The organism is Sphaerisporangium sp. NBC_01403, assembly GCF_045040145.1.
In the GTDB taxonomy this organism is placed as follows: Bacteria; Actinomycetota; Actinomycetes; order Streptosporangiales; family Streptosporangiaceae; genus Sphaerisporangium; species Sphaerisporangium viridialbum.
In genome coordinates this window covers 7,275,999-7,295,065 of record NZ_CP109534.1, presented here as the reverse complement: position 1 = coordinate 7,295,065, position 19,067 = coordinate 7,275,999, and the positions used below count along the sequence as shown (strand labels likewise).

The 19,067-nt window shown below is 72.5% G+C and carries 15 protein-coding genes; 6 read left to right on the top strand and 9 right to left on the bottom strand.

The features are described 5' to 3' along the window. Positions 1–93 precede the first annotated feature (93 nt). Entirely contained in the window at positions 94–993 is a 900-nt protein-coding gene (locus tag OG589_RS32575) for a ubiquitin-like domain-containing protein (RefSeq protein ID WP_405141878.1), read from the top strand. A gap of 40 nt (positions 994–1,033) precedes the next feature. On the opposite strand, the gene OG589_RS32570 is transcribed toward OG589_RS32575, so the two are convergent. Next, positions 1,034–2,545 carry a VCBS repeat-containing protein gene (locus OG589_RS32570; protein ID WP_405141877.1) on the bottom strand — a complete coding sequence of 504 codons (1,512 nt, stop codon included), beginning with the start codon at positions 2,543–2,545 and terminating at the stop codon, positions 1,034–1,036. After that, the gene (locus OG589_RS32565) at positions 2,542–4,452 is read right to left on the bottom strand and encodes a serine/threonine protein kinase (RefSeq protein ID WP_405141876.1); all 1,911 of its coding nucleotides are present in this window, start codon (positions 4,450–4,452) and stop codon (positions 2,542–2,544) included. The genes OG589_RS32570 and OG589_RS32565 overlap by 4 nt, the downstream gene beginning before the upstream one ends. A gap of 101 nt (positions 4,453–4,553) precedes the next feature. Between OG589_RS32565 and rsmA the strand changes: the two genes are divergently transcribed. After that, positions 4,554–5,411, top strand: a complete 858-nt coding sequence (rsmA, locus tag OG589_RS32560; RefSeq protein WP_405141875.1) for a 16S rRNA (adenine(1518)-N(6)/adenine(1519)-N(6))-dimethyltransferase RsmA — start codon at positions 4,554–4,556, stop codon at positions 5,409–5,411. Between the two features lie 47 nt (positions 5,412–5,458). On the opposite strand, the gene OG589_RS32555 is transcribed toward rsmA, so the two are convergent. Both OG589_RS32555 and OG589_RS32550 read right to left on the bottom strand, forming a co-directional pair. Further along, positions 5,459–6,940, bottom strand: a complete 1,482-nt coding sequence (locus OG589_RS32555) for a hypothetical protein (protein WP_405141874.1) — start codon at positions 6,938–6,940, stop codon at positions 5,459–5,461. Beyond that, positions 6,937–8,343 (bottom strand): serine/threonine-protein kinase, encoded by a 1,407-nt coding sequence (locus OG589_RS32550; RefSeq protein ID WP_405152177.1) that lies wholly within the window; start codon positions 8,341–8,343, stop codon positions 6,937–6,939. Before OG589_RS32550 ends, OG589_RS32555 begins: the two co-directional genes overlap by 4 nt. Before the next feature lie 231 nt (positions 8,344–8,574). Between OG589_RS32550 and OG589_RS32545 the strand changes: the two genes are divergently transcribed. Both OG589_RS32545 and OG589_RS32540 read left to right on the top strand, forming a co-directional pair. Further along, complete coding sequence (locus tag OG589_RS32545) at positions 8,575–9,537, top strand: 4-(cytidine 5'-diphospho)-2-C-methyl-D-erythritol kinase (protein ID WP_405141873.1); 963 nt, start codon at positions 8,575–8,577, stop codon at positions 9,535–9,537. A gap of 48 nt (positions 9,538–9,585) precedes the next feature. Beyond that, positions 9,586–11,382: an ABC-F family ATP-binding cassette domain-containing protein gene (locus tag OG589_RS32540; RefSeq protein WP_405141872.1), complete on the top strand. Its 1,797-nt coding sequence runs from the start codon at positions 9,586–9,588 to the stop codon at positions 11,380–11,382. 13 nt (positions 11,383–11,395) lie between these two features. Here OG589_RS32540 and OG589_RS32535 read toward each other — a convergent pair whose 3' ends face one another. Then, entirely contained in the window at positions 11,396–11,947 is a 552-nt protein-coding gene (locus OG589_RS32535; protein ID WP_405141870.1) for a MarR family winged helix-turn-helix transcriptional regulator, read from the bottom strand. Between the two features lie 57 nt (positions 11,948–12,004). On the opposite strand from OG589_RS32535, the gene OG589_RS32530 reads away from it, so the two are divergent. Then, positions 12,005–12,775 (top strand): trans-aconitate 2-methyltransferase, encoded by a 771-nt coding sequence (locus OG589_RS32530; RefSeq protein ID WP_405141869.1) that lies wholly within the window; start codon positions 12,005–12,007, stop codon positions 12,773–12,775. A 5-nt stretch (positions 12,776–12,780) separates the two neighbouring features. Here the strand turns inward: OG589_RS32530 and OG589_RS32525 are convergent, their stop codons facing one another. Then, positions 12,781–13,323: a dihydrofolate reductase family protein gene (locus OG589_RS32525; protein WP_405141867.1), complete on the bottom strand. Its 543-nt coding sequence runs from the start codon at positions 13,321–13,323 to the stop codon at positions 12,781–12,783. A gap of 66 nt (positions 13,324–13,389) precedes the next feature. Continuing rightward, positions 13,390–14,448 carry a sigma-70 family RNA polymerase sigma factor gene (locus OG589_RS32520; RefSeq protein ID WP_405141866.1) on the bottom strand — a complete coding sequence of 353 codons (1,059 nt, stop codon included), beginning with the start codon at positions 14,446–14,448 and terminating at the stop codon, positions 13,390–13,392. An 85-nt stretch (positions 14,449–14,533) separates the two neighbouring features. Here OG589_RS32520 and OG589_RS32515 point away from each other — a divergent pair, with 85 nt between their 5' ends. Beyond that, positions 14,534–16,021: a CHAD domain-containing protein gene (locus tag OG589_RS32515; protein ID WP_405141864.1), complete on the top strand. Its 1,488-nt coding sequence runs from the start codon at positions 14,534–14,536 to the stop codon at positions 16,019–16,021. A 14-nt stretch (positions 16,022–16,035) separates the two neighbouring features. Here OG589_RS32515 and OG589_RS32510 read toward each other — a convergent pair whose 3' ends face one another. Continuing rightward, the gene (locus tag OG589_RS32510; RefSeq protein ID WP_405141862.1) at positions 16,036–16,929 is read right to left on the bottom strand and encodes an NUDIX domain-containing protein; all 894 of its coding nucleotides are present in this window, start codon (positions 16,927–16,929) and stop codon (positions 16,036–16,038) included. Further along, positions 16,922–19,015 (bottom strand): RNA degradosome polyphosphate kinase, encoded by a 2,094-nt coding sequence (locus tag OG589_RS32505; protein WP_405141861.1) that lies wholly within the window; start codon positions 19,013–19,015, stop codon positions 16,922–16,924. The genes OG589_RS32510 and OG589_RS32505 overlap by 8 nt, the downstream gene beginning before the upstream one ends. Positions 19,016–19,067: the final 52 nt, after the last annotated feature.

Here is a 19,067-nt window from a genome sequence, read left to right as displayed (position 1 = left end):
GCAGTGGATTCATCACCGGCCCCGACAGCCGCCGCCCGGCGTGCAGGGTCGCGCCGCGCCCCGCGCCGCCCCTCCCGGCTCCGCTCAGGCCTCGTGTCCGGCATCCGTTCCCCCTGGGCCCTCGTGGTCTGCGCCGTCGGGGCGGGCGTCTCGTTCGGCCTGCTCACCGGGGTCGTCCTGGCCAAGGAGGTGCGTCTGTCCGTCGACGGCGGCGAGACGACGGTACGCAGCTTCGGCGGCACCGTGCGCGATGTGCTCGCCGACGCGAAGGTCGAGGTCGGCCCACAGGACAAGGTGTTTCCCTCCGGGTCCGCCGAGGTGCGCGACGGCACCTCGATCGTCGTGCGGCACGCCAGGCCGCTGGTGCTCACCGTGGACGGCAGGAAGACCACCCACACGGTCACCGCGCTCAACGTCGGCGAGGTCCTCCAGCAGTTCAACCTCAGCGGCCGCCGGGCCACCCTGTCGGCGTCCCGGATGCGGCAGATCCCGGTGTCGGGCTTCGCGCTTGACGTCCGGACCCAGCGCCGGGTGACCGTCGTCAGGGGCGGGGTACGGCTGGACGCGGTGACCACCGGCCGCACGGTGCGGGCCGTGCTCGCCCAGCAGAAGATCACCCTGGCCAAGGGCGACCGGGTGCGCCCGTCGATGAGCACCTTCCCCGAGGACAGCGAGGTGATCCGCATCATCCCCGCCGCGCCTCCGCTCCCGGTGCACACGGTGCCGGTCAGCCCGTACGTCGCCTCGCTCAACTGGGCGGCGCTTGCGCGGTGCGAGACGCTCGCCAACCCCAAGTCGTTCAACCCCAGCGGGCCCTACTACGGCATGTACCAGCTCAGCCTTCCCATGTGGCAGGCCGTGGGCGGCAGCAGGACACCGCTCGACTGGTCGGCGCCCGAGCAGACCTACCGGGCGCAGTTGCTCTACCAGCGGGTCGCGGGCCGGTGGCGCGGCCAGTGGCCCGGCTGCGGCGCCCGCCTGTTCATCCGCTGACGTGCCGACCACGGCCCAGGAGGCCGACCGGCCCAGGGGGTCAGCCGCTGACTGAGGCGCCGAAGTCGGCGGGCGAGCCTTCTGGCACCGCCGGCACCCCGCCGCGTCCGGGCACCAGCAGCCGGGTGGGGCCGCCTTCCCGTATCACCGCGACGGCGCCGCCGGGAGCCGAGTGCTCGTCCGGCACCCCGGCCAGCAGGCCCGTACCGGCGGCGAACGGGCCGGTGGCGCCGAAGGAGGCGACGGACCAGCCGAAATGGTCGTGGGCGTGCGGTTTGTCCAGCCGGGCCGGTGGAGCGCCCCCGTCGCCGCTCAGGAGCACCCGCGTGATCGCGCCCGCCTCCGTCCCGCCACGGGAGTCGAACGGGTTGCCGATGGCCAGGTAGAGGGCCTTGGGCGTCGCGACCATGGCGAGCGACCAGCCGAGGGCGGCCTTCGCCTCGGCGGGCCGGTCGGCGAGGCCCTTGGCGCCGAGCCTGATGGTCTCCGCCGGTCGCAGGTTCCCGGCCTGGTCGGTCTGGAAGGTCTGCACCAGCCCGGAGTCCGCCACTCCTCCCGCGTCCGCGAGGGGCGCGCTCGCCGCGAGGTAGGCCGTGCCGCCGAACTCGGCGTAGGCCAGGGCGTAACCGTACCGGTCTCCCGCGTGCTCCTCGACGTCCTTGACCGACTGCGGGATGCCCCACTTCACACTGGTGTAGGCGTCGCCCGCCTCGGCGACGTCGAAGATGACCTCCACCGCTCCGGTGTCCGCCTTGCCGGAGTCCGCGCCCTGCTTGCCCACCCCGTCGTCGTTCTCGTACGGCGTGCCGATCGCGAGGTCGGCGGAGCCGGCCTGCCCGCCCAGGTGGCCGAACACCAGCGACCAGCCGAACATGTCGCCTTCCTCGCTGTTGCCCACGACGCCCTCGCTCTCCTGGGTGACGCGCTTGGGCGTGCGGGGCCCGAGGTCCGCCTGGGCGGGGTACACGTAGACCGCGCCCGCGTCGGCGGTGCTGTCGGCGTCCTCGTACGGCGCTCCGACCGCGATCACGCCTCCCGGGCCGTCCTTCGGCCCGGCGGCCGCGAGGGCCCAGCCGAAGTGCGCGTTCACCTCAGGCTGCGGGGGCGAGAGCTTCTCGATGGCCTCGGGAGGCACCTGGCCGCCCTTGGCTCCGCCGTGGATCACGTACACGGCTCCCGCGCCGGCCGTCCCGTCGGCGTCCGCGTAGGGGGCACCCACGATGACGTCCAGGCATCCGTCGCCGTCGACGTGGGTCGTGCGGACCGTCCAGCCGAAGGCGTACCCGGGGCCCACGTCGGGCGCGGTGACCACGAAGCCGCCGCCGCTCCCGTCGGCGGGCAGGATGTGGACGGCCCCGGCCCCCGGCACACCGGCGGCGTCCGCCAGCGGATCGCCCACGGCCACGTCGTCGCGGCCGTCACCGTCGAAGTCGGCGGCGCCGGCCTTGGAGCAGTCGGCCGCGGCGTCGGCGCGCGAGGGGGCCGCCCCGGTCAGGGATGCCGCCAGGAGCCCGGCTACCAGCGGGGAGACGAGAAGCGAGCGCCACGTCACAGCCGTACCTCGATCGTTCGCGTGTCGGAGATCCGCAGCTTGAGCACGGCCGCGTCACGTGCCGGGGGCACGTCGTAGACGAACACCCCGTCGATCTTGTCGCCGGGATAGAGGGTTTCGGGCACGGCCGTGGAGGACTGGTCCAACTCGTGCTCGCCGCCCCGGTCGTCCACCAGGACAGGTGGTTCGGCAGGCGGCGTGGCGGAGGTGCCGCCGGGGTTCATCAGGGTCCACGCGATCACGCAGAAGCGGCCCCGTGACGGCGTGGCGCCCTCGTACGTGGTCAGCCCGCACCTGGCGGGCCTCGGGACGACGAACTGCGCGTCCTCGATGAAGGAACCCGTTGTGAAGCGCCTGCCCACGTCGGTCTCGGGCGCTGCGGGGGTGGCGGCGGCCACGCCGGTCGCGCGGACCTGTGAGCGGCCGTGGACCACCATCGCCAGCACCCCGCCCGTGACGAGGAGCCCCGCGAGCACGGTGAGCACCGGCAGCAGCCACTTGCGGGACCCTCCCCGCGCCTGCTGTTCCTGCGTGAGGCCGGGCATCGTGGCGGCGGTCGTCCCGGTCTGCGGACGGGTGTCGTCGGCCGGGAGGGGTGGGTCTTCGAGGACCGAGGTGGCGGGGACGAGGGTCGCAGGAAGCGGGGAGGCGGGGGTGCCGGAGGGAGGTTCGGCGGGGGAGACACCTTCTGGGGGCGAGGCCGCGCCGGGGCCGGCCGCTTCGGCGGGGTCGGCCTCGGGTCCCGAGGGGGCCCCAGGGGCCTCCGCGTGGGAAGCGGCCCTCAGGTGGTAGGCGAGCCCCGGAAGCGACAGGCCCGGCTGGGTGTCGTCGGTGTCCGCGCCGTCGTCGGCGGCACCTTCGAGGCGGGAGTCGAAAGCGCTGCCGGGACCACCGCCGGAGCCACCGTCTGAGCCGCTGGCCGAGGCCGTGACGGCGGCGGCGACGTTCGCGGGCGGCTCCCACGACTCGCTGAGCAGCTCGGTCGCCACGAGCGTCGGTGGGTCGGCCGAGGCGGGCGACGGCGCGGGACCGGGCCGCGCGATGTCGCCGCCCACCAGCGCGATCAGCAGGTCCTGGGCGGAGGGCCTGCGTAAGGGATCGGGATCGGTGGCCAGCCGCACCAGCCGGTCGAGCGGCGCGGGCAGGGTGCCGAGGTCGGGCCTGCCGGTCAGCACGCGGGACGCGAGGGTCAGCATGTCGCCGCGCCCGTACGGATGCCGCCCGTTGCCGGCGTAGGCGACCAGGCACCCCCAGGCGAAGACGTCGGCGGCGGGGGAGATCTCCTCGCCGCGCACCTGCTCGGGGGCCCACCAGCCAGGACTGCCCAGCAGCTCGCCGGACTTCGTGACCCCCTGGGTCGCGTCCAGGGCGCGGGCGATGCCGAAGTCGATCACGCGGGGGCCCGACATCGAGAGGATGACGTTGGCGGGCTTGAGGTCGCGGTGCACCAGGCCCGCGACGTGGATGGCCGCCAGCGCCGCGGCCACGCCCAGCGCGACGCCGTGCAGCGTCCCGGCCTCCAGCGCGCCGTAGCGGGAGATCTGCGCCGACAGCGGAGTCCCGGCGATGTACTCGGTGACCATGTACGGCCGGCCGTCGACGGCGTTGCCGTTGTCGAGCACCTGCGCCGTGCAGAACGACGCGACCCGGCGGGCGTTGGCCACCTCTGAGTGGAACCGCACGGCGAAGCCCTCGTCGACCGTGAACTCCGCCTTGACCACCTTGACGGCGACCGGCCTTCCGGTGGGGGCCTCGGCGAGGTACACCGTGCCCATGCCGCCCTGGCCGAGCCGGCCGAGTAATCGGTACGGCCCGATCCGGGGTGGATCGTACGGTTGTAACGGTTCCGTACCGGCACGGTCCACTGACGACGCCTCCTCGCTTCCGGGCGCGGCCAAACTACCCATGCCCACTTTCCTCCCGCTTGAAGATCGGTTACGGCGAGTAGAGGGCTTGCGGCGATTTGTCGCCTTCCACCGGAGACCATTCGGTGCGGGACACTGGGTGGATGGCGAGCTCAATTGTTAACCTGCTCGGTCCGGTCGAAGTACGTAATTTGGCGGACAAGCTCGATCTTCGTCCGACCAAGCGGCTCGGGCAGAACTTCGTCATCGACGGCGGCACGGTGCGGCGCATCGTCCGGGTGGCCGAGGTGTCGTCCGACGACGTGGTGATCGAGGTCGGGCCGGGGCTCGGGTCCCTGACCCTCGCCCTCCTCCCCGAGGTCCGTCAGGTGGTCGCCGTCGAGATCGACCCCGTCCTCGCCGCCCAGCTCCCGCTGACGGTCGCCGACCGCGCCCCGACGCTGGCCGACCGGCTCACGGTCGTCCAGGCCGACGCGATGCGCGTGCGGCCGGAGCAGCTCGGCCCCGAGCCGACGGCCCTGGTGGCCAACCTGCCGTACAACGTGGCGGTGCCCGTGGTGCTCCACCTGCTGGAGGTGCTCCCCTCGTTGCGCAGAGGGCTGGTGATGGTCCAGTCCGAGGTGGCCGACCGCATGGCGGCGGGCCCCGGCTCCAAGGTGTACGGCGTGCCGTCCGTCAAGGCGGCCTGGTACGCCGACGTGCGCCGTGCCGGGCCGGTCGGCCGCACCGTCTTCTGGCCGGCGCCCAACGTCGACTCCGGGCTCGTGGCGATGTCCCGCAGGGAGCCGCCGGAGACCACCGCATCCCGCGAGGAGGTCTTCGCGGTGGTCGACGCGGCGTTCGCCCAGCGCCGCAAGACCCTCAGGGCCGCGCTGGCCTCGTGGGCGGGCACGGCCGCCGCGGCGGAGGCGGCGCTCAGGGCGGCGGGTGTCGACCCGTCGGAGCGCGGGGAGCAGCTCCGCGTCGAGGACTTCGCCAGGATCGCCGAGAACCGCCCCTGACCTTCCCCGGGAAGCCTCGGGAAGCCTCGGGAAGCCCCGGGAAGCCCCTACCCGGCGACCGCGGCGCCGAAGTCGACCCCCTGGGCACGGCCCTGGAACGGGGCGATCCTCCCGTCGCCTGGCCGCAGCATCCGGGCGTCGCCGCTTCCCGGCGGTACGAGCGCGACCGCGCCGATCCGCTCGCGGTCGGGCACGCCGACGACCAGCCAGCCGCCGCCCGCGCCGCTGACCGCCCAGCCGAGATGGTCGTAGGTCTGCGGCGTGCTCGCCCTGATCAGGCGTCCTGGCCGGCCCTGGCCGCTCACGCCAGAGAGGTCCATGGGGATGACGTGGACCGCGCCCGTCTCGGGGTGCGTGCCGTCGCCGTCGAACGGGACCCCCACCACGAGGTCCTCTCCGGAGAAGGCCAGCGAGAAGCCGAACGCGTCGTGCGGCTCGGAGACGTCCGCGACCCCTCCGGCCCCCTGCCACAGGGTTCCGGCGGGCTGCGGGTCCTGTCCGGGACGGCCCTGACGGATGAGCTGGACGATCCCGGCGTCCCGCGTGGCGAGCGGATCGGCGTGGGGAGCGCCGGCCGCGAGGAACCCCACGCCGCTCTTCTCCCCGTAGGCGAGGGAGTACCCGAACAGGTCGCCCCCGTCGGCCGGCACCTGCTCGGTGAGCTGGGACAGGTCCCATCCCTTGCCGCGGTAGCCGGTCCCGGTCCCGGTCCCGGTCCCAGGGTCGTACAGGACCGTCACCGCTCCCGCGTCGGTCATGGCCGTGCCCCCGCTGTCGGTGTCCTCGTACGGGGCTCCGACGGCGAGGTCCGGGGCGGGGCCGCCGCCGAGCGCGCCGAGGGCGACCGACCATCCGAACAGGTCGCCGGCCTCGCTGTTGCCGGGGACTCCGGGCGACTCCTGGGTGATGCGGCGGGGCGCCTCAGGGGTGCGGCCGTCGGCGCCGCCGAAGCGGTAGAGGTAGACCGCGCCGGAGTCGGGGACGCCGTCCGCGTCCTCGTAGGGCGCGCCCACGGCGAGGGTGCCGTCGGACACGGCCAGCGACCAGCCGAAGTGCGCGCCGTTGCGCTGCTCGGGCGCCCGCAGCTCGACGCGGCCCGCGTTCGTACGGCCGAAGTCGGCACCGCCCCAGTAGACGTGGACGTTGCCCGCACCGGGAACCGAGGTGGCGCCGCGGCCGGAGCCGTCCGCGGCCGAGCCCGTCCAGTAGGGGCTCGCGACCACCAGGTCCAGGCAGCGGTCGCCGTCGATGTGGCCCGCACGGGCGACCCAGCCGCTCAGGCCGTCGCCGCCGTAGAAGGGCGTGCCCCGCACGCTGGGGAACCCCTCACGGGTGCCGCGCAGGAAGAACAGGTGACCCCCGCCCGTCCAGGTGCCCGGAGGGTCGCCGAGCGGGTCGCCGACGACCACGTCGTCGAAGCCGTCGCCGTCGAAGTCCGCCGCGCCGGCGTTCGCGCAGCCGTCCGGGGCCCCGTACGCGGGGACGGCGCCGCCGAGCAGCAGGGCCAGCACCAGCAGGAGCCGTCTCACACCCGCACCTCGATGCTCTCGCCGCCGCTGATGACCTGTCCCGCGAGCGCGACGGCGCGCCGCCCCTCGGGGAGGGCGTACTCCCCGCCGAAGGCGAGCACCTGCCCGGGCTGGATGTCGACGGCCCCGGTGCCGGGCGCGGCTCCGGGGCCCGAGGGGAAGCGGTCGTCGGTGCGGATGACGCGGGAGACCTTGTGCCGTTGGGCCCGGTCGTCGACGAGTTCGAGGAAGCCGGCGAGCTTGATCGGTGTCCCGCCCATGTTGAGGACGAACCAGGAGGCGCGGCACGACCACGGGCCCGCGATCGGCTCACCGTCCGCGTCGAGCGGGCCGCCGCAGTCGGGGGGCTCGTGCAGGACGATCTGCAGGCCCTGGTCGCCGACGAGGATCCGCCGCCCGACGTCGTTCGCCCGCACGGGGGTGTCCGCCTCTCCCGTCCAGGTCGCGGTGCCCGTGGCCGTACGGTCCCAGCGGGCCACCACCGCGGCGGCGGACACGGCGAGCACGGCGGCCAGTGCGACGAGCGCCCAGGCCTTCTGTCGCCCGCGCGGCCGGCCGGCGGGGGCCTCCGTACGGGCGCGCAGGTTGTCCGGGGGCTCCCACATCGCTTCCATGACGCGCGTCGAGGGGCCGTCGGAGGCGGTGCCGCCGCCGATGAGGGCGAGCAGGAGTTCCTGCGCCGTCGGGCGGGCGGCGGGGTCGCGGTCCAGGGCGCGCGGGACCAGGCGGTCGAGCGGCGCGGGGAGGCCGCGCAGGTCGGGCTCCTCGTGCAGGATGCGGTAGGCCACCGTCATGGGGTCGCCCGCGCCGAAGGGGTGACGGCCGCTGCCGGCGTAGGCGACCAGGCATGCCCAGGCGTAGACGTCCGTCGCCGGGGTGACCGGACGCCCTTCGATCTGCTCGGGCGCCCACCATCCGGGCGTGCCGACGACCTCGCCGGTCAGGGTCGGGCCCGTCAGGCCGTCCAGAGCGCGGGCGATGCCGAAGTCGATGACGCGCGGCCCGGTCGTCGAGAGGATCACGTTGCCGGGCTTGAGATCACGGTGGACCAGCCCCGCCGCGTGGATGGCGGCGAGCGCGGCGCAGACGCCGAAGGCCACGCCGACCAGCGGGGACTCCTCCAGCGGGCCGTACTGCGCGATCTGCGTGGACAGCGGGGTGCCCGCGATGTAGTCGGTGGCCATGTACGGGCGCCCGTCCTCGGCCACGCCGTCGTCGAGGACCCTGGCCGTGCAGAACGACGCGACCTTGCGCGCGCTCGCGACCTCCGAGTGGAAGCGTGCCGTGAACCCGGCGTCCTCGGTGAACTGCCGCTTCACGACCTTGACCGCCACCTGCTGCCCCGTGGCGGACGTGCCGAGGTAGACCGTGCCCATGCCGCCCTCGCCGAGCCGTCCGGTCAGCGTGTACGGCCCGATCTCGGCGGGATCGCCCTTTCCCAGAGGGGAGGCGATGTTCTGGCCGTCGATGGATGCTCTCCTTCACCGTCACCCCGAAGCCCCCGAACGGTCACCGTACAGACATTCGATCTGCCTTGTCCGAGCGTTGCCCGGCATTGGGGACATGTCGTTCATCAGGGACACCGGGCGGGCGTTCACCTGGTCGGGCGGGGCGGAGCACTACCATCGACTTCCGTGACTTCCGTGACCGTCCGCGTGCCCGCCAAGGTCAATCTCCAGCTCTCCGTGGGCCCGCCGCGTGACGACGGCTACCACGACCTGGTGAACGTCTTCCACGCCGTCTCCCTGTTCGACGAGGTCACGGCCTCGGACGACATGTCGGTGCTCCCCGGTGACCTGGTCGGGGGCGTCGTCTCCGAGCAGGTCACGGTCATGGTGGGCGTCGAGGGCGAGTCCGCCGGCCAGGTGCCCGTCGACGCGGAGAACCTCGCGGTGAGGGCGGCCTTCGCCCTCGCAGAGCGCGCGGGACGTCCGCTGAGCGCCCGCCTGCTGATCCGCAAGGCGATCCCCGTCGCGGGCGGCATGGCCGGGGGCAGCGCCGACGCCGCCGCCGCGCTGGTGGCCTGCGACGAGCTCTGGGGGCTCGGCCTTCCCCGGGAGGAGCTCATGGAGATCGCCGCCGGGCTCGGGAGCGACGTGCCGTTCGCCCTGCTCGGAGGCACGGCCGTGGGCACCGGCCGGGGCGAGATGCTGGTGCCTGCCCCGGTCGCGGGCGGCTTCCACTGGGTCTTCGCGCTCGCGGAGGGCGGTCTGTCGACCGCCCGCGTCTACGCCGAGTGCGATCGGCTGCGCACGGCCACGGGGGAGCAGGTCGGCTGGCCCCGGGCCGACGAGGCCCTGATGGACGCCCTGAGCGCGGGAGACGCCGAGACGCTCGGCAAGGCACTCTCCAACGACCTGCAGCCCGCCGCGCTGATGCTCTGCCGCCCGCTGGCGCGCACCCTCGAAGCGGGCCGGCAGCACGGCGCCCTGGGAGCTCTGGTCTCCGGATCCGGCCCCACCTGCGCCTTCCTCGCCGAGTCCGAGACCCATGCGGCCGCTCTGGCGATGGCCCTCTCGGCCGCGGGGGTCTGCCGCTCGGCCGTCACGGCCCACGGACCGGTACCCGGAGCCACGATCGTTCATCCCCTGCCCTGACCTCGGCGTGGCACGGCGCGCATGGGCTGCCGATAGGCTTTGGGTGCGATGAATCTGGTAAACCTCGAATCGGTCTCCCATGCCTACGGGCCGAAGCCGCTGCTCGGTGACGTCTCCCTCGGCATCGAGGCGGGCGACCGCATCGGCGTCGTCGGGCGCAACGGCGACGGCAAGACCACCCTCATCTCCGTGATCGCCGGCACGCTGAAGCCCCACGGCGGCCGGGTGACGCACACCCGCGGCCTGCGCATCGGCTTCCTCTCCCAGCGCGACGACCTCGACCCCGCGCTCACCGTGCGCGAGGTCGTGCTCGGCGACCGCGCCGAGCACGAGTGGGCCGGCGACCAGGCGGTCAGGGAGATCCTGGCCAACCTCCTCGGCGACATCGAGCTGGCTGCCAGGGTGGGCGAGCTGTCCGGCGGCGAGCGGCGGCGCACGGCCCTCGCGCGGCTCCTGATCGACGAGCACGACCTGGTCATCCTCGACGAGCCCACCAACCACCTCGACATCGAGGCCATCGCGTGGCTGGCGGGCCATCTGTCGGCCCGCAGGTCCGCCCTGCTCGTCGTCACCCACGACCGGTGGTTCCTGGACGCGGTGTCCACGCGCACCTGGGAGGTCGTCGACGGCTCCGTCCAGCGCTACGAGGGCGGTTACGCCGCGTACGTCCTGGCGAAGGCCGAGCGGGCGCGCGTCGCCCAGGCCACCGAGGAGCGCCGCCAGAACCTCATGCGCAAGGAGATCGCCTGGCTGCGCAGGGGCCCGCCCGCGCGCACGTCCAAGCCCAAGTTCCGCATCGAGGCGGCGCAGGCGCTGATCGCCGACGAGCCCCCCGCGCGCAACACCGTCGAGCTGGTGAAGTTCGCCTCCGCGCGGCTCGGCAAGACCGTCTACGACCTCGGCGACGTCACCCTGCACGCCGGTGGCCCCGGCCAGGGACCGCTCGTGCTCGACCGGTGCACCTGGCAGTTCGGCCCCGGCGACCGCGTCGGGCTGATCGGGGTCAACGGCTCGGGCAAGTCGTCGGTGCTGCGGCTGCTCGCCGACTCGGTGAAGCCCGACTCCGGCAAGGTCGTCAGGGGCAAGACGGTGCGGCTGGCCCACCTGTCGCAGGAGCTCGCCGAGCTCGACCCTGGCCGGCGCGTGCTGGAGACCGTCGAGGAGATCCGCAAGTTCATCCAGGTCGGCAAGCGCGAGTGGACCGCCTCGCAGCTCCTGGAGCGGCTCGGCTTCCGCGGCGACGCCCAGTGGAAGGTCATCGGCGACCTGTCGGGCGGCGAGCGGCGGCGTCTCCAGCTCCTGCGCCTGCTCATGGACGACCCCAATGTCCTGCTGCTCGACGAGCCCACCAACGATCTCGACATCGAGACCCTGAACGAGCTGGAAGACCTGCTCGACGCCTGGCCGGGCACGCTGATCCTCGTCAGCCACGACCGCTACTTCCTTGAGCGGGTGACCGACCGCTGCGTGGCCCTGCTGGGCGACGGCAGCCTGTCGCTCCTGCCCGGAGGCGTCGACGAGTATCTCCAGCGCCGGTCGGCGGGCGCGGCCCTCACCGCGCGTGCCGGCTCCCCGAGTGCTCCTGCAGCCGCCGAGGCCCGCGAGGCCGCGCCCTCGGGGCCGTCCGCCAAGGAGCTGCGCGAGTCGCAGAAGGAGCTGTCCAGGCTCGAACGCCAGCTCGACAAGATCAGCGGGCGTGAGGTCACGCTGCACGCGGCCATGGCAGACGCGGCCTCCGACTACGGCAGGCTTGCCTCCCTGGACGCCGAGCTGAAGGACCTGAAGGCGCAGAAGGAGTCCATCGAGCTCGAATGGATGGAGCTCGCCGAGAGGCTCGGCGAGTAACCCCGCGAGGGGGTCAGGCGCCGTTCTCGGGGGAGTCGAACGGCACCAGGATGGTGCGGAGCAGCGAGGCCAGAGTGCGCTGGTCGCCCGGGTCGATGCCGGCGAGCAGGTCGCGCTCGCGCCGGAGCAGGTCGGCGAAGGCCTGGTCGACCCGCTCGCGGCCGAGGTCGGTCAGCGACACCAGCACGCCGCGCCGGTCCTCCGGGTCGGGACGCCTGCGCACCAGGCGGGCGGCGGTGAGCCGGTCGATGCGGTTGGTCATCGTGCCCGAGGTGACCAGGGTGGCGCGCAGCAGGGCCCCGGGGCTCAGCTCGTACGGCTCGCCTGAGCGGCGCAGCGTGGTGAGCACGTCGAACTCCCAGGGCTCCAGGCCGTGCTCGGCGAAGGACGCCCGGCGGGCGCGGTCGAGGTGCCGCGCGAGCCTGGACACCCGGCTCAGCACCTGGAGGGGCGACACGTCGAGGTCGGGACGCTCTTGCCGCCACGACATGACGAGCTGATCCACCTCGTCCCGCAGAGCGTCTTCGGCGTCTTCGGCGGCCCCGTCGCTTCGGCGCGTCGTCATGCGGCCGAGTCTATCTCTCTTGACATCGAGACATCTCTCCTTATAAGACTTATCTTGATGTCAAGAGATATTTGGGACCCCACGGTTTACGGCCGGTACGCCGACGAGCGTGCCCGCCCGTTCTTCGAGCTGGTCGGCCGGGTCCGCGCCGAGAATCCCGGCCTGGTCGTCGACCTCGGCTGCGGGACGGGCGAGCTGACCGCCGAGCTCGCCCGCCGCTGGCCGGGAGCCTCCGTCCACGGTGTCGACTCCTCGCCCGCGATGATCGCCAAGGCGCCCGAAGGCCCTGCCTTCAGCGTGGGCGACGTGCGGTCCTGGCGTCCCGAGCGGCCGGTCGACGTGATCGTCTCGAACGCCCTCCTGCAGTGGGTGCCCGAGCACCGCGAGCTGCTTCCGCGCTGGGCCGGGCATCTCACCCCCGGAGGCTGGCTGGCCTTCCAGGTGCCGGGCAACTTCGACGCCCCGAGCCACGCGATCGTCAGGCGGATCTGCCGCACACCCGCCTGGGAAGGCGAGCTGGGCGACCTGGTGCGGTACGACCCCGTGGACGGCCCCGAGGGCTATCTCGCGCTGCTCGCCGGGGCCGGCTGCGAGGTCGACGCCTGGGAGACCACCTACGTCCACCTGCTCCAGGGCGAGAACGCCGTGCTCAACTGGATCATGGGCACGGCCCTGCGGCCGATGCTCGACCGCCTGGGCCCCGGCGACAGGCGCGAGGCGTTCCTGGCCGACTGCGCGCGGGAGCTGGCCGAGGCCTACCCCCGCGAGCCGTACGGCACGGCGTTCCCGTTCCGGCGCGTCTTCGTGGTGGCGCGCTCAGGGCGGTGAGCGGCTTACTTCAGCACGCGCAGCCAGAGGTTCGTCGCCCCCGGCGCCTCGGTCAGGCTGAGGCGTTCGAGCCTGATGTTGGTGCCGCCCGGGTGGTCGAACAGCCGGACGCCGTCCCCGAGCAGGACCGGAGCGATGAGCACGAGGATCTCGTCGAGCACGCCGGCTTCGAGGCACTGCCGGGCGATGCTCGCGCCGAGGACGTTGACGTACTTGCCGCCGGCGGCGGCCTTGGCCGCGGCCACGCCGCTGTCGAGGTCGCCGACGAAGGTGACGTCGGGCACCGTGGTGTCCGGGATGTGGTGGGTGACCACGAACTGCGGTCCTTCCCAGCCGCCGCCGAACGGCTTGCCTTCCTTGTCGGTGCCTCTGTGGGGGTCGTCGCCGCGGAAGGTGCGGTTGCCGACGAGAAGGGAGCCGATCTGCTCGATGACCTCGCCCACCAGCGGGTTCGGGCCGAGATGATCGGTCAGCCACGACATGTCACCACCGGTCCCGGCGATGAAGCCGTCCAGTGACATGGTGACCGAATACATCAACTTACCCATGATCTGACCTCCGTCGAGGAGTGAATTCCGGCTGACCCCTGTTGAGACGGAGGATCGCGCGAAAACTCATCGGTGCGCCGGTGGCAACGCCGTGGCCAGGCCGAACGCCGCGAACAGGCCGGGGTCGTGGAAGGCGGTGAGCTCGGCGACGCGGCCCTCCTCGATCCCGAGCACGGCGATCGCGAAGGCGCGGTGGGCGGGCTCGCCGGGGCCCCGCACGTAGGCCGCCGCGGCCGGCTGCCGGTTGGCCCCCGTGGGCACCATCCGGAAGCTGCCCACGTAGTGCGGCGAGCCAGGGTCCCAGCTCGCGGCCAGTGTGGCCACGACCGCGTCGCGTCCCTGGAACCACATCAGGTACGGCGGCATCGTCGCCCGTACGTCCTCGGCCAGCAGGGCCGCGACCCCGGCCACGTCGGCGCGCTCGACCGCCTCCATGTACCGCCGCAGCACCGCCCGCTCCTCCTCGGTGGGCTCCGTGGACGGCGCCCACTCAAGGCGGCGCTCGGGCAGGTGCTCCCTCATCGTCGCCCTGGCCCGTTGCAGGGCGCTGTTCACCGACGCCACGCTGCCTGAAAGCAGCGCCGCGGTCTGCTTCGCCGGCCAGCCGAGCACGTCGTGCAGGATCAGCACCGCACGCTGCCTGGGCGGCAGATGCTGGATCGCGGCCAGGAACGCCAGCTCGATCGTCTCCCTGGCGACCGCCGCCATGTCGGGCCGCGCCTCGCTCGGCGCGGCCGGCTCCCACAGCCGATCGGGGAACGGCTGCAGCCAGGCGATGTCGGTGTCGGGCGGCAGCGGGACGCTCGGATCCGACGGCGCCGTCACGTCCTGCGGGAGCACCCGGCGTGCCCGGCCGTCCAGGGCGTCGAGGCATGCGTTCGTCGCGATGCGGTACAGCCAGGCGCGCAGCGTCGAGCGACCCTCGAAGGCGCCGATGCTCTTCCAGGCGCGCAGGAACGTCTCCTGCACCAGATCCTCCGACTCGTCGAACGAGCCCAGCATCCGGTAGCAGTGCACGCGCAGCTCTCTCCGGTGGCGCTCGACGAGCGAGGCGAACGCGGACCGGTCGCCCGCCCGCGCGGCGGCCACGACCACATCGTGCTCATGGTCCTCGTCCGTGGCCAACGACACCCTCCGTCCGCGCCTGCACCATCCCTTGTTCAGCTGAAAGTGACATTATGGTCGAAAGTCGGCTAGCTGCGGGGTAACCATGGCAATCGAGATCGAAGACAAGTTCGATGTGCCGGCGGAGTTCGAGACTCCCGAGTTCACCGGGGTCCCAGGTTGCGCCGAGGCGGTCGACCTGGTGAGCCACAATCTGACCGCACTCTACTTCGACACGCCCGATCTGCGGCTCGCCGCCCGGGGGATCACCTTGCGCAGGCGCCGTGGCGGCGAGGACGCCGGATGGCACCTCAAGCTGCCCAAGGCAAAGGGCGTGCGCGACGAGATCGCCCGTCCCCTGACCAGAAGCGCCAAGATCGTGCCCCGGGAGCTGGCCGATCTGGTCCAGGCGTACACCCGAGGCGAGCCGCTGATCCCGGTCGCCGAGCTGGAGACTCTCCGCAAGGTGACCAGCCTGCGCGACGCCGAGGGCCGGCCGCTGCTGGAGGTCGCGGACGACCACGTCAAGGGGACGGTGTTCGGCGAGGACCGGCACGTCGACCGCTGGCGCGAGGTCGAGGCCGAGCTCGTCGGCGGGGACGCCGACGTGCTGAAGCGGGTCGGCAAGATCCTGCGCAAGGCCGGCGCCACCCCGGCCGGCTCGGCGAACAAGCTCGCCCGCCTGCTCGGCCCGCGCATCCCGGTCACGCCGGTGCCGGACCCCGACGACGGCACGGCGGGCCGGGTCGTGGTCGACTACCTGAGGTCCCAGGTGGCCGCGCTGGTCGCCCAGGACCCGCAGGTGCGGCGGGCCACCCCCGACGCCGTCCACCAGATGCGGGTGGCGAGCCGCCGCCTGCGCAGCGCGCTGAAGTCCTTCTCCGGAGTGGTCGCGGAGACCACCGGCATCCAGGACGAGCTGCGGTGGATCGCCAACGTCCTCGGCGAGGTGCGCGACCTGGAGGTCATCCGCGAGCGGTTCGCCGCCCACCTGGACACGCTCGACCCCGACCTGGTCGTCGGCAGGATCCGCACCCGCCTCGGCGACGACCTGGCGGAACGCGAGCGTGCGGCGCTCGTGCGCGTCACCGGGGTGATGAGCGGGGAACGCTACTTCGCCCTGCTCGACCGGCTCGACGCGCTGGTCGCCGCACCGCCGCTCACCCCGCTCGCCATGAAGGACGCGGAGAGGACGCTCGCGAAGGTCGCCGGCAAGAGCTGGAAGCGCGTGGTCGGCAAGTACGAGACGGCCCAGGCCATCGAGGACACCGAGCAGCGCGAGATCGCCATGCACGACGTGCGCAAGGCGGCCAAGCGCGCCCGCTACACCGCCGACGCGCTCAAGCCCCTGCTGGGAGACCAGGCGTCCGTGCTGGCGAAGCGCGCCAAGGCCGTACAGGAGGTGCTCGGGCTGTACCAGGACGGCATCGTCGCCCAGCAGATCGTGCTGGAGGAGGCCCAGAGGGCGCGCGAGGCGGGCGAGGACACCTTCACCTACGGCCTGCTCCTCGGCATCGAGCGCGCCGACGCCGATCGCTCCCACTCGGAGTTCCCCGGGGTCTGGGCCGAGGTCACCGGCGAGGACCATTCCTGAGGGGGCGGGCCCCGCTAGGTGAGGTAACGCTCCACCGCCACGATGCGCCCGCCGGTGTGGTGCAGCACCGCGATCGCGCCCTTGCGCAGGTGGGTGTCCTCGGCGTGGCCGTCGAAGCGGTGCTCGCAGATGCCCGTGATCAGCTCGGGCAGCACCTTGCCGTGGCCGCAGAGCGCCGTCGGCCTGCCCTCGTCCAGGATGGACAGCACCAGCGACAGCGAGAGCGAGGTGTCGTACTCGGTCTCGGTCAGCAGCCGCTCGGTGCGGATCTTGAGCACCTCCCTGGCGGCGTACGGCAGGAGCGTCTGCACGCACCGCCTGCTCGGCGAGCTGACCAGCGAAGTCGGCCGGTAGCCGTACAGCAGGTCGGCGATGGTCGTGGCCTGCGCCTCGCCCGCCTCGTCCAGGGGGCGCAGGTCGTCGTCGCCGCTCCAGTCCTGGCGCGTGCCCGCGTACCCGTGCCTGGCCACGACGAAGGGCGTGGTCTCAAGCGGCGCCGCGCCGAACGCCCTGAGCAGCCCGGCGTCCCACTCGTACGTCAGCCGGGCGCGCGCCTCCTCGACGGGCAGCCACACGAGCGCGTCCACCTCGTCGGAGGGCTCCTGGGCCACCTCCTCGATGGCCCGCGCCACCCAGTAGTCGACCCGCTTGAGCCGTCCGCCCTTCATGTAGTGGACGGGGGGCAGGTGGCGGCCAAGCACGACGCTGAGCCCGGTCTCCTCGGCCACCTCGCGCAGGGCGCCCGCGATGACGTGCTCGCCGGGCTTCAGCTTGCCCTTCGGGAAGGACCAGTCGTCGTACTTCGGGCGGTGGACGACCGCGACCTCGGGATCGCGGCTGTCGCCCCGCCACACGATCGCCCCGCCCGCGCGGACGATGTCGGTCGGGTGGATATGGCATTCAGTCATCGATGGACCTCCACCGCCGGGTTCCGACCAGATGGGACTGGAGGTCGAGCAGGGGCTCGCCGTTCTCGCCGAGGTGGTGGCGCACCCATGTGCCGTCGCCGTTGAGCCACCAGCTGCTGGTGGTGTCGGCCATGGACAGGTCGAGCAGCTCTGAGAGGTACGCGCGATGCTGCGCACTGCTGACCTTCACCAGCGACTCCACCCGGCGCTCGATGTTGCGGCGCATCAGGTCGGCGCTCCCGATCCAGATCTCCGGCCGCCGGCCGCCGCCGAACTCGTAGATCCGCGAGTGTTCGAGAAACCGTCCCAGGATGCTCCTGACCCGGATGTTCTCCGACAAACCTGGGATGCCCGGCCGGAGCGTGCACACACCTCGCACGACGAGGTCGACGGGCACGCCGGCCCTCGACGCCGCGTACAGCGCGTCGATCAGCGGCTCGTCCACCAGCGAGTTGGTCTTGACCCGGATGCGCGCGGGGCGGCCGGCCGCGTGGTGGGCGATCTCCCGCTCGATCCTGGTCAGCAGCCCGCCCCGCATGGAGTGCGGGGCGACCAGCAGCCGCCGGTAGGCCGAGTGGGCGGAGTAGCCGGTCAGGTGGATGAACAGGTCGGTGAGGTCCTCGCCCACCAGCGGGTCGGCCGTGAGCAGGCCGAAGTCCTCGTACTGCCGGGCGGTCTTCGGGTTGTAGTTGCCCGTGCCGATGTGGCAGTACTGGCGGAGCTCGCCGGACGGCTCCTGCCGTACGACCAGCGCCAGCTTGGCGTGCGTCTTCAGGCCGAGCACCCCGTAGACCACGTGACAGCCCGCGCGCTCCAGCTTGCGCGCCCAGGTGATGTTGGCGTGCTCGTCGAACCTCGCCTTGATCTCCACCACGACCACCACCTGCTTGCCGGCCTCGGCGGCGTCGATCAGCGCGTCCACGATCGGGGAGTCGCCGCTGGTGCGGTAGAGCGTCTGCTTGATGGCCAGCACGTTGGGGTCGGCCGCCGCCTGCTCGATGAACCGCTGCACGCTGGTCGAGAAGGAGTCGTACGGGTGGTGGACCAGGATGTCGCGCTCCCGCAGGACCGAGAAGATGTCGTCCTCGGCGTGGACGGCCTCCGCGGGGACGAAGGGCGTGAAGTTCAGGTCGCCCCGGTCGAGGTCGGCGATCGCGTGCAGCCCCGTCAGGTCGAGCGGGCCGGACAGCCGGTAGATCTCGTGGTCGGACACGTCCAGCTCGTCCACGAGGAGGTCGAGCACCGCCTGGCTGATCGTGTCCTCCACCTCGAGCCGCACGGGCGGCCCGAAGCGCCTCATCAGGAGCTCCTTCTCCAGGGCCTGCATGAGGTTCTCCGTGACGTCCTCGTCCACGTCGAGGTCCTCGTTGCGGGTCACCCGGAAGACGTGGTGCTCCACCACCTCCATGCCCTTGAAGAGCTGGCCGAGGTGGGCGGCGATCACGTCCTCCAGCGGGACGAAGCGCTCCTTGGAGGCCGAGACGAAGCGGGGGAGCTGCGAGGGGACCTTGACGCGCGCGAACACGGTGTGCCCGGTGCTCGGGTTGCGCACCGTGACCGCGAGGTTGAGTGATAGGCCCGAAATGTACGGAAATGGGTGAGCGGGGTCCACGGCCAGCGGCGTGAGCACGGGCCTGACCCGCTCGCGGAACAGCTTGCGCATCGCCGTGCGCTCGTCCCTGTCGAGGTCGTCCCAGCGCACCACCTCGATGCCCACGCTCGCGAGCTGGGGGCAGACCTGCTTGTGGTAGGCGGCCGCGTGGCGCTGCGCGAGATCGTCGGCGATGGCGGCGATCCTGGCCAGCTCCTCGCGGGGCTTGAGCCCGCTTTTGGTGCGAAGCAGCAGGCCGGTCGCCATCCGGCGCTTCAGTCCCGCGACGCGCACCCGGAAGAACTCGTCGAGGTTGCTGGCGAAGATGGCGAGGAAGCGCACCCGTTCCAGCAGTGGCACAGAAGAATCTTCGGCAAGCTCTAGTACCCGTTCGTTGAAGTGGAGCCAGCTCTCCTCTCGATTGAGGAAGCGCTCCTGGGAAAGAGGCAGGTCGTCGTGTCCTTCAGGGGTCGGCGGCACGATCTCGGCGGACATATGTCCAAAATGCCCTACTTACTTGAACGGCACGTTAACTTTTTAGCAACGA

Excerpts from the sequence above, each read along its gene's own strand:
- OG589_RS32505 (WP_405141861.1), bottom strand. The coding sequence starts at position 19,015 with ATGTCCGCCGAGATCGTGCCGCCGACCCCTGAAGGACACGACGACCTG.
- OG589_RS32525 (WP_405141867.1), bottom strand. The coding sequence starts at position 13,323 with ATGGGTAAGTTGATGTATTCGGTCACCATGTCACTGGACGGCTTCATC.
- OG589_RS32540 (WP_405141872.1), top strand. The coding sequence starts at position 9,586 with ATGAATCTGGTAAACCTCGAATCGGTCTCCCATGCCTACGGGCCGAAG.
- OG589_RS32565 (WP_405141876.1), bottom strand. The coding sequence starts at position 4,452 with ATGGGTAGTTTGGCCGCGCCCGGAAGCGAGGAGGCGTCGTCAGTGGAC.
- OG589_RS32510 (WP_405141862.1), bottom strand. The coding sequence starts at position 16,929 with ATGACTGAATGCCATATCCACCCGACCGACATCGTCCGCGCGGGCGGG.
- rsmA (WP_405141875.1), top strand. The coding sequence starts at position 4,554 with ATGGCGAGCTCAATTGTTAACCTGCTCGGTCCGGTCGAAGTACGTAAT.
- OG589_RS32535 (WP_405141870.1), bottom strand. The coding sequence starts at position 11,947 with ATGACGACGCGCCGAAGCGACGGGGCCGCCGAAGACGCCGAAGACGCT.
- OG589_RS32515 (WP_405141864.1), top strand. The coding sequence starts at position 14,534 with ATGGCAATCGAGATCGAAGACAAGTTCGATGTGCCGGCGGAGTTCGAG.
- OG589_RS32530 (WP_405141869.1), top strand. The coding sequence starts at position 12,005 with ATGTCAAGAGATATTTGGGACCCCACGGTTTACGGCCGGTACGCCGAC.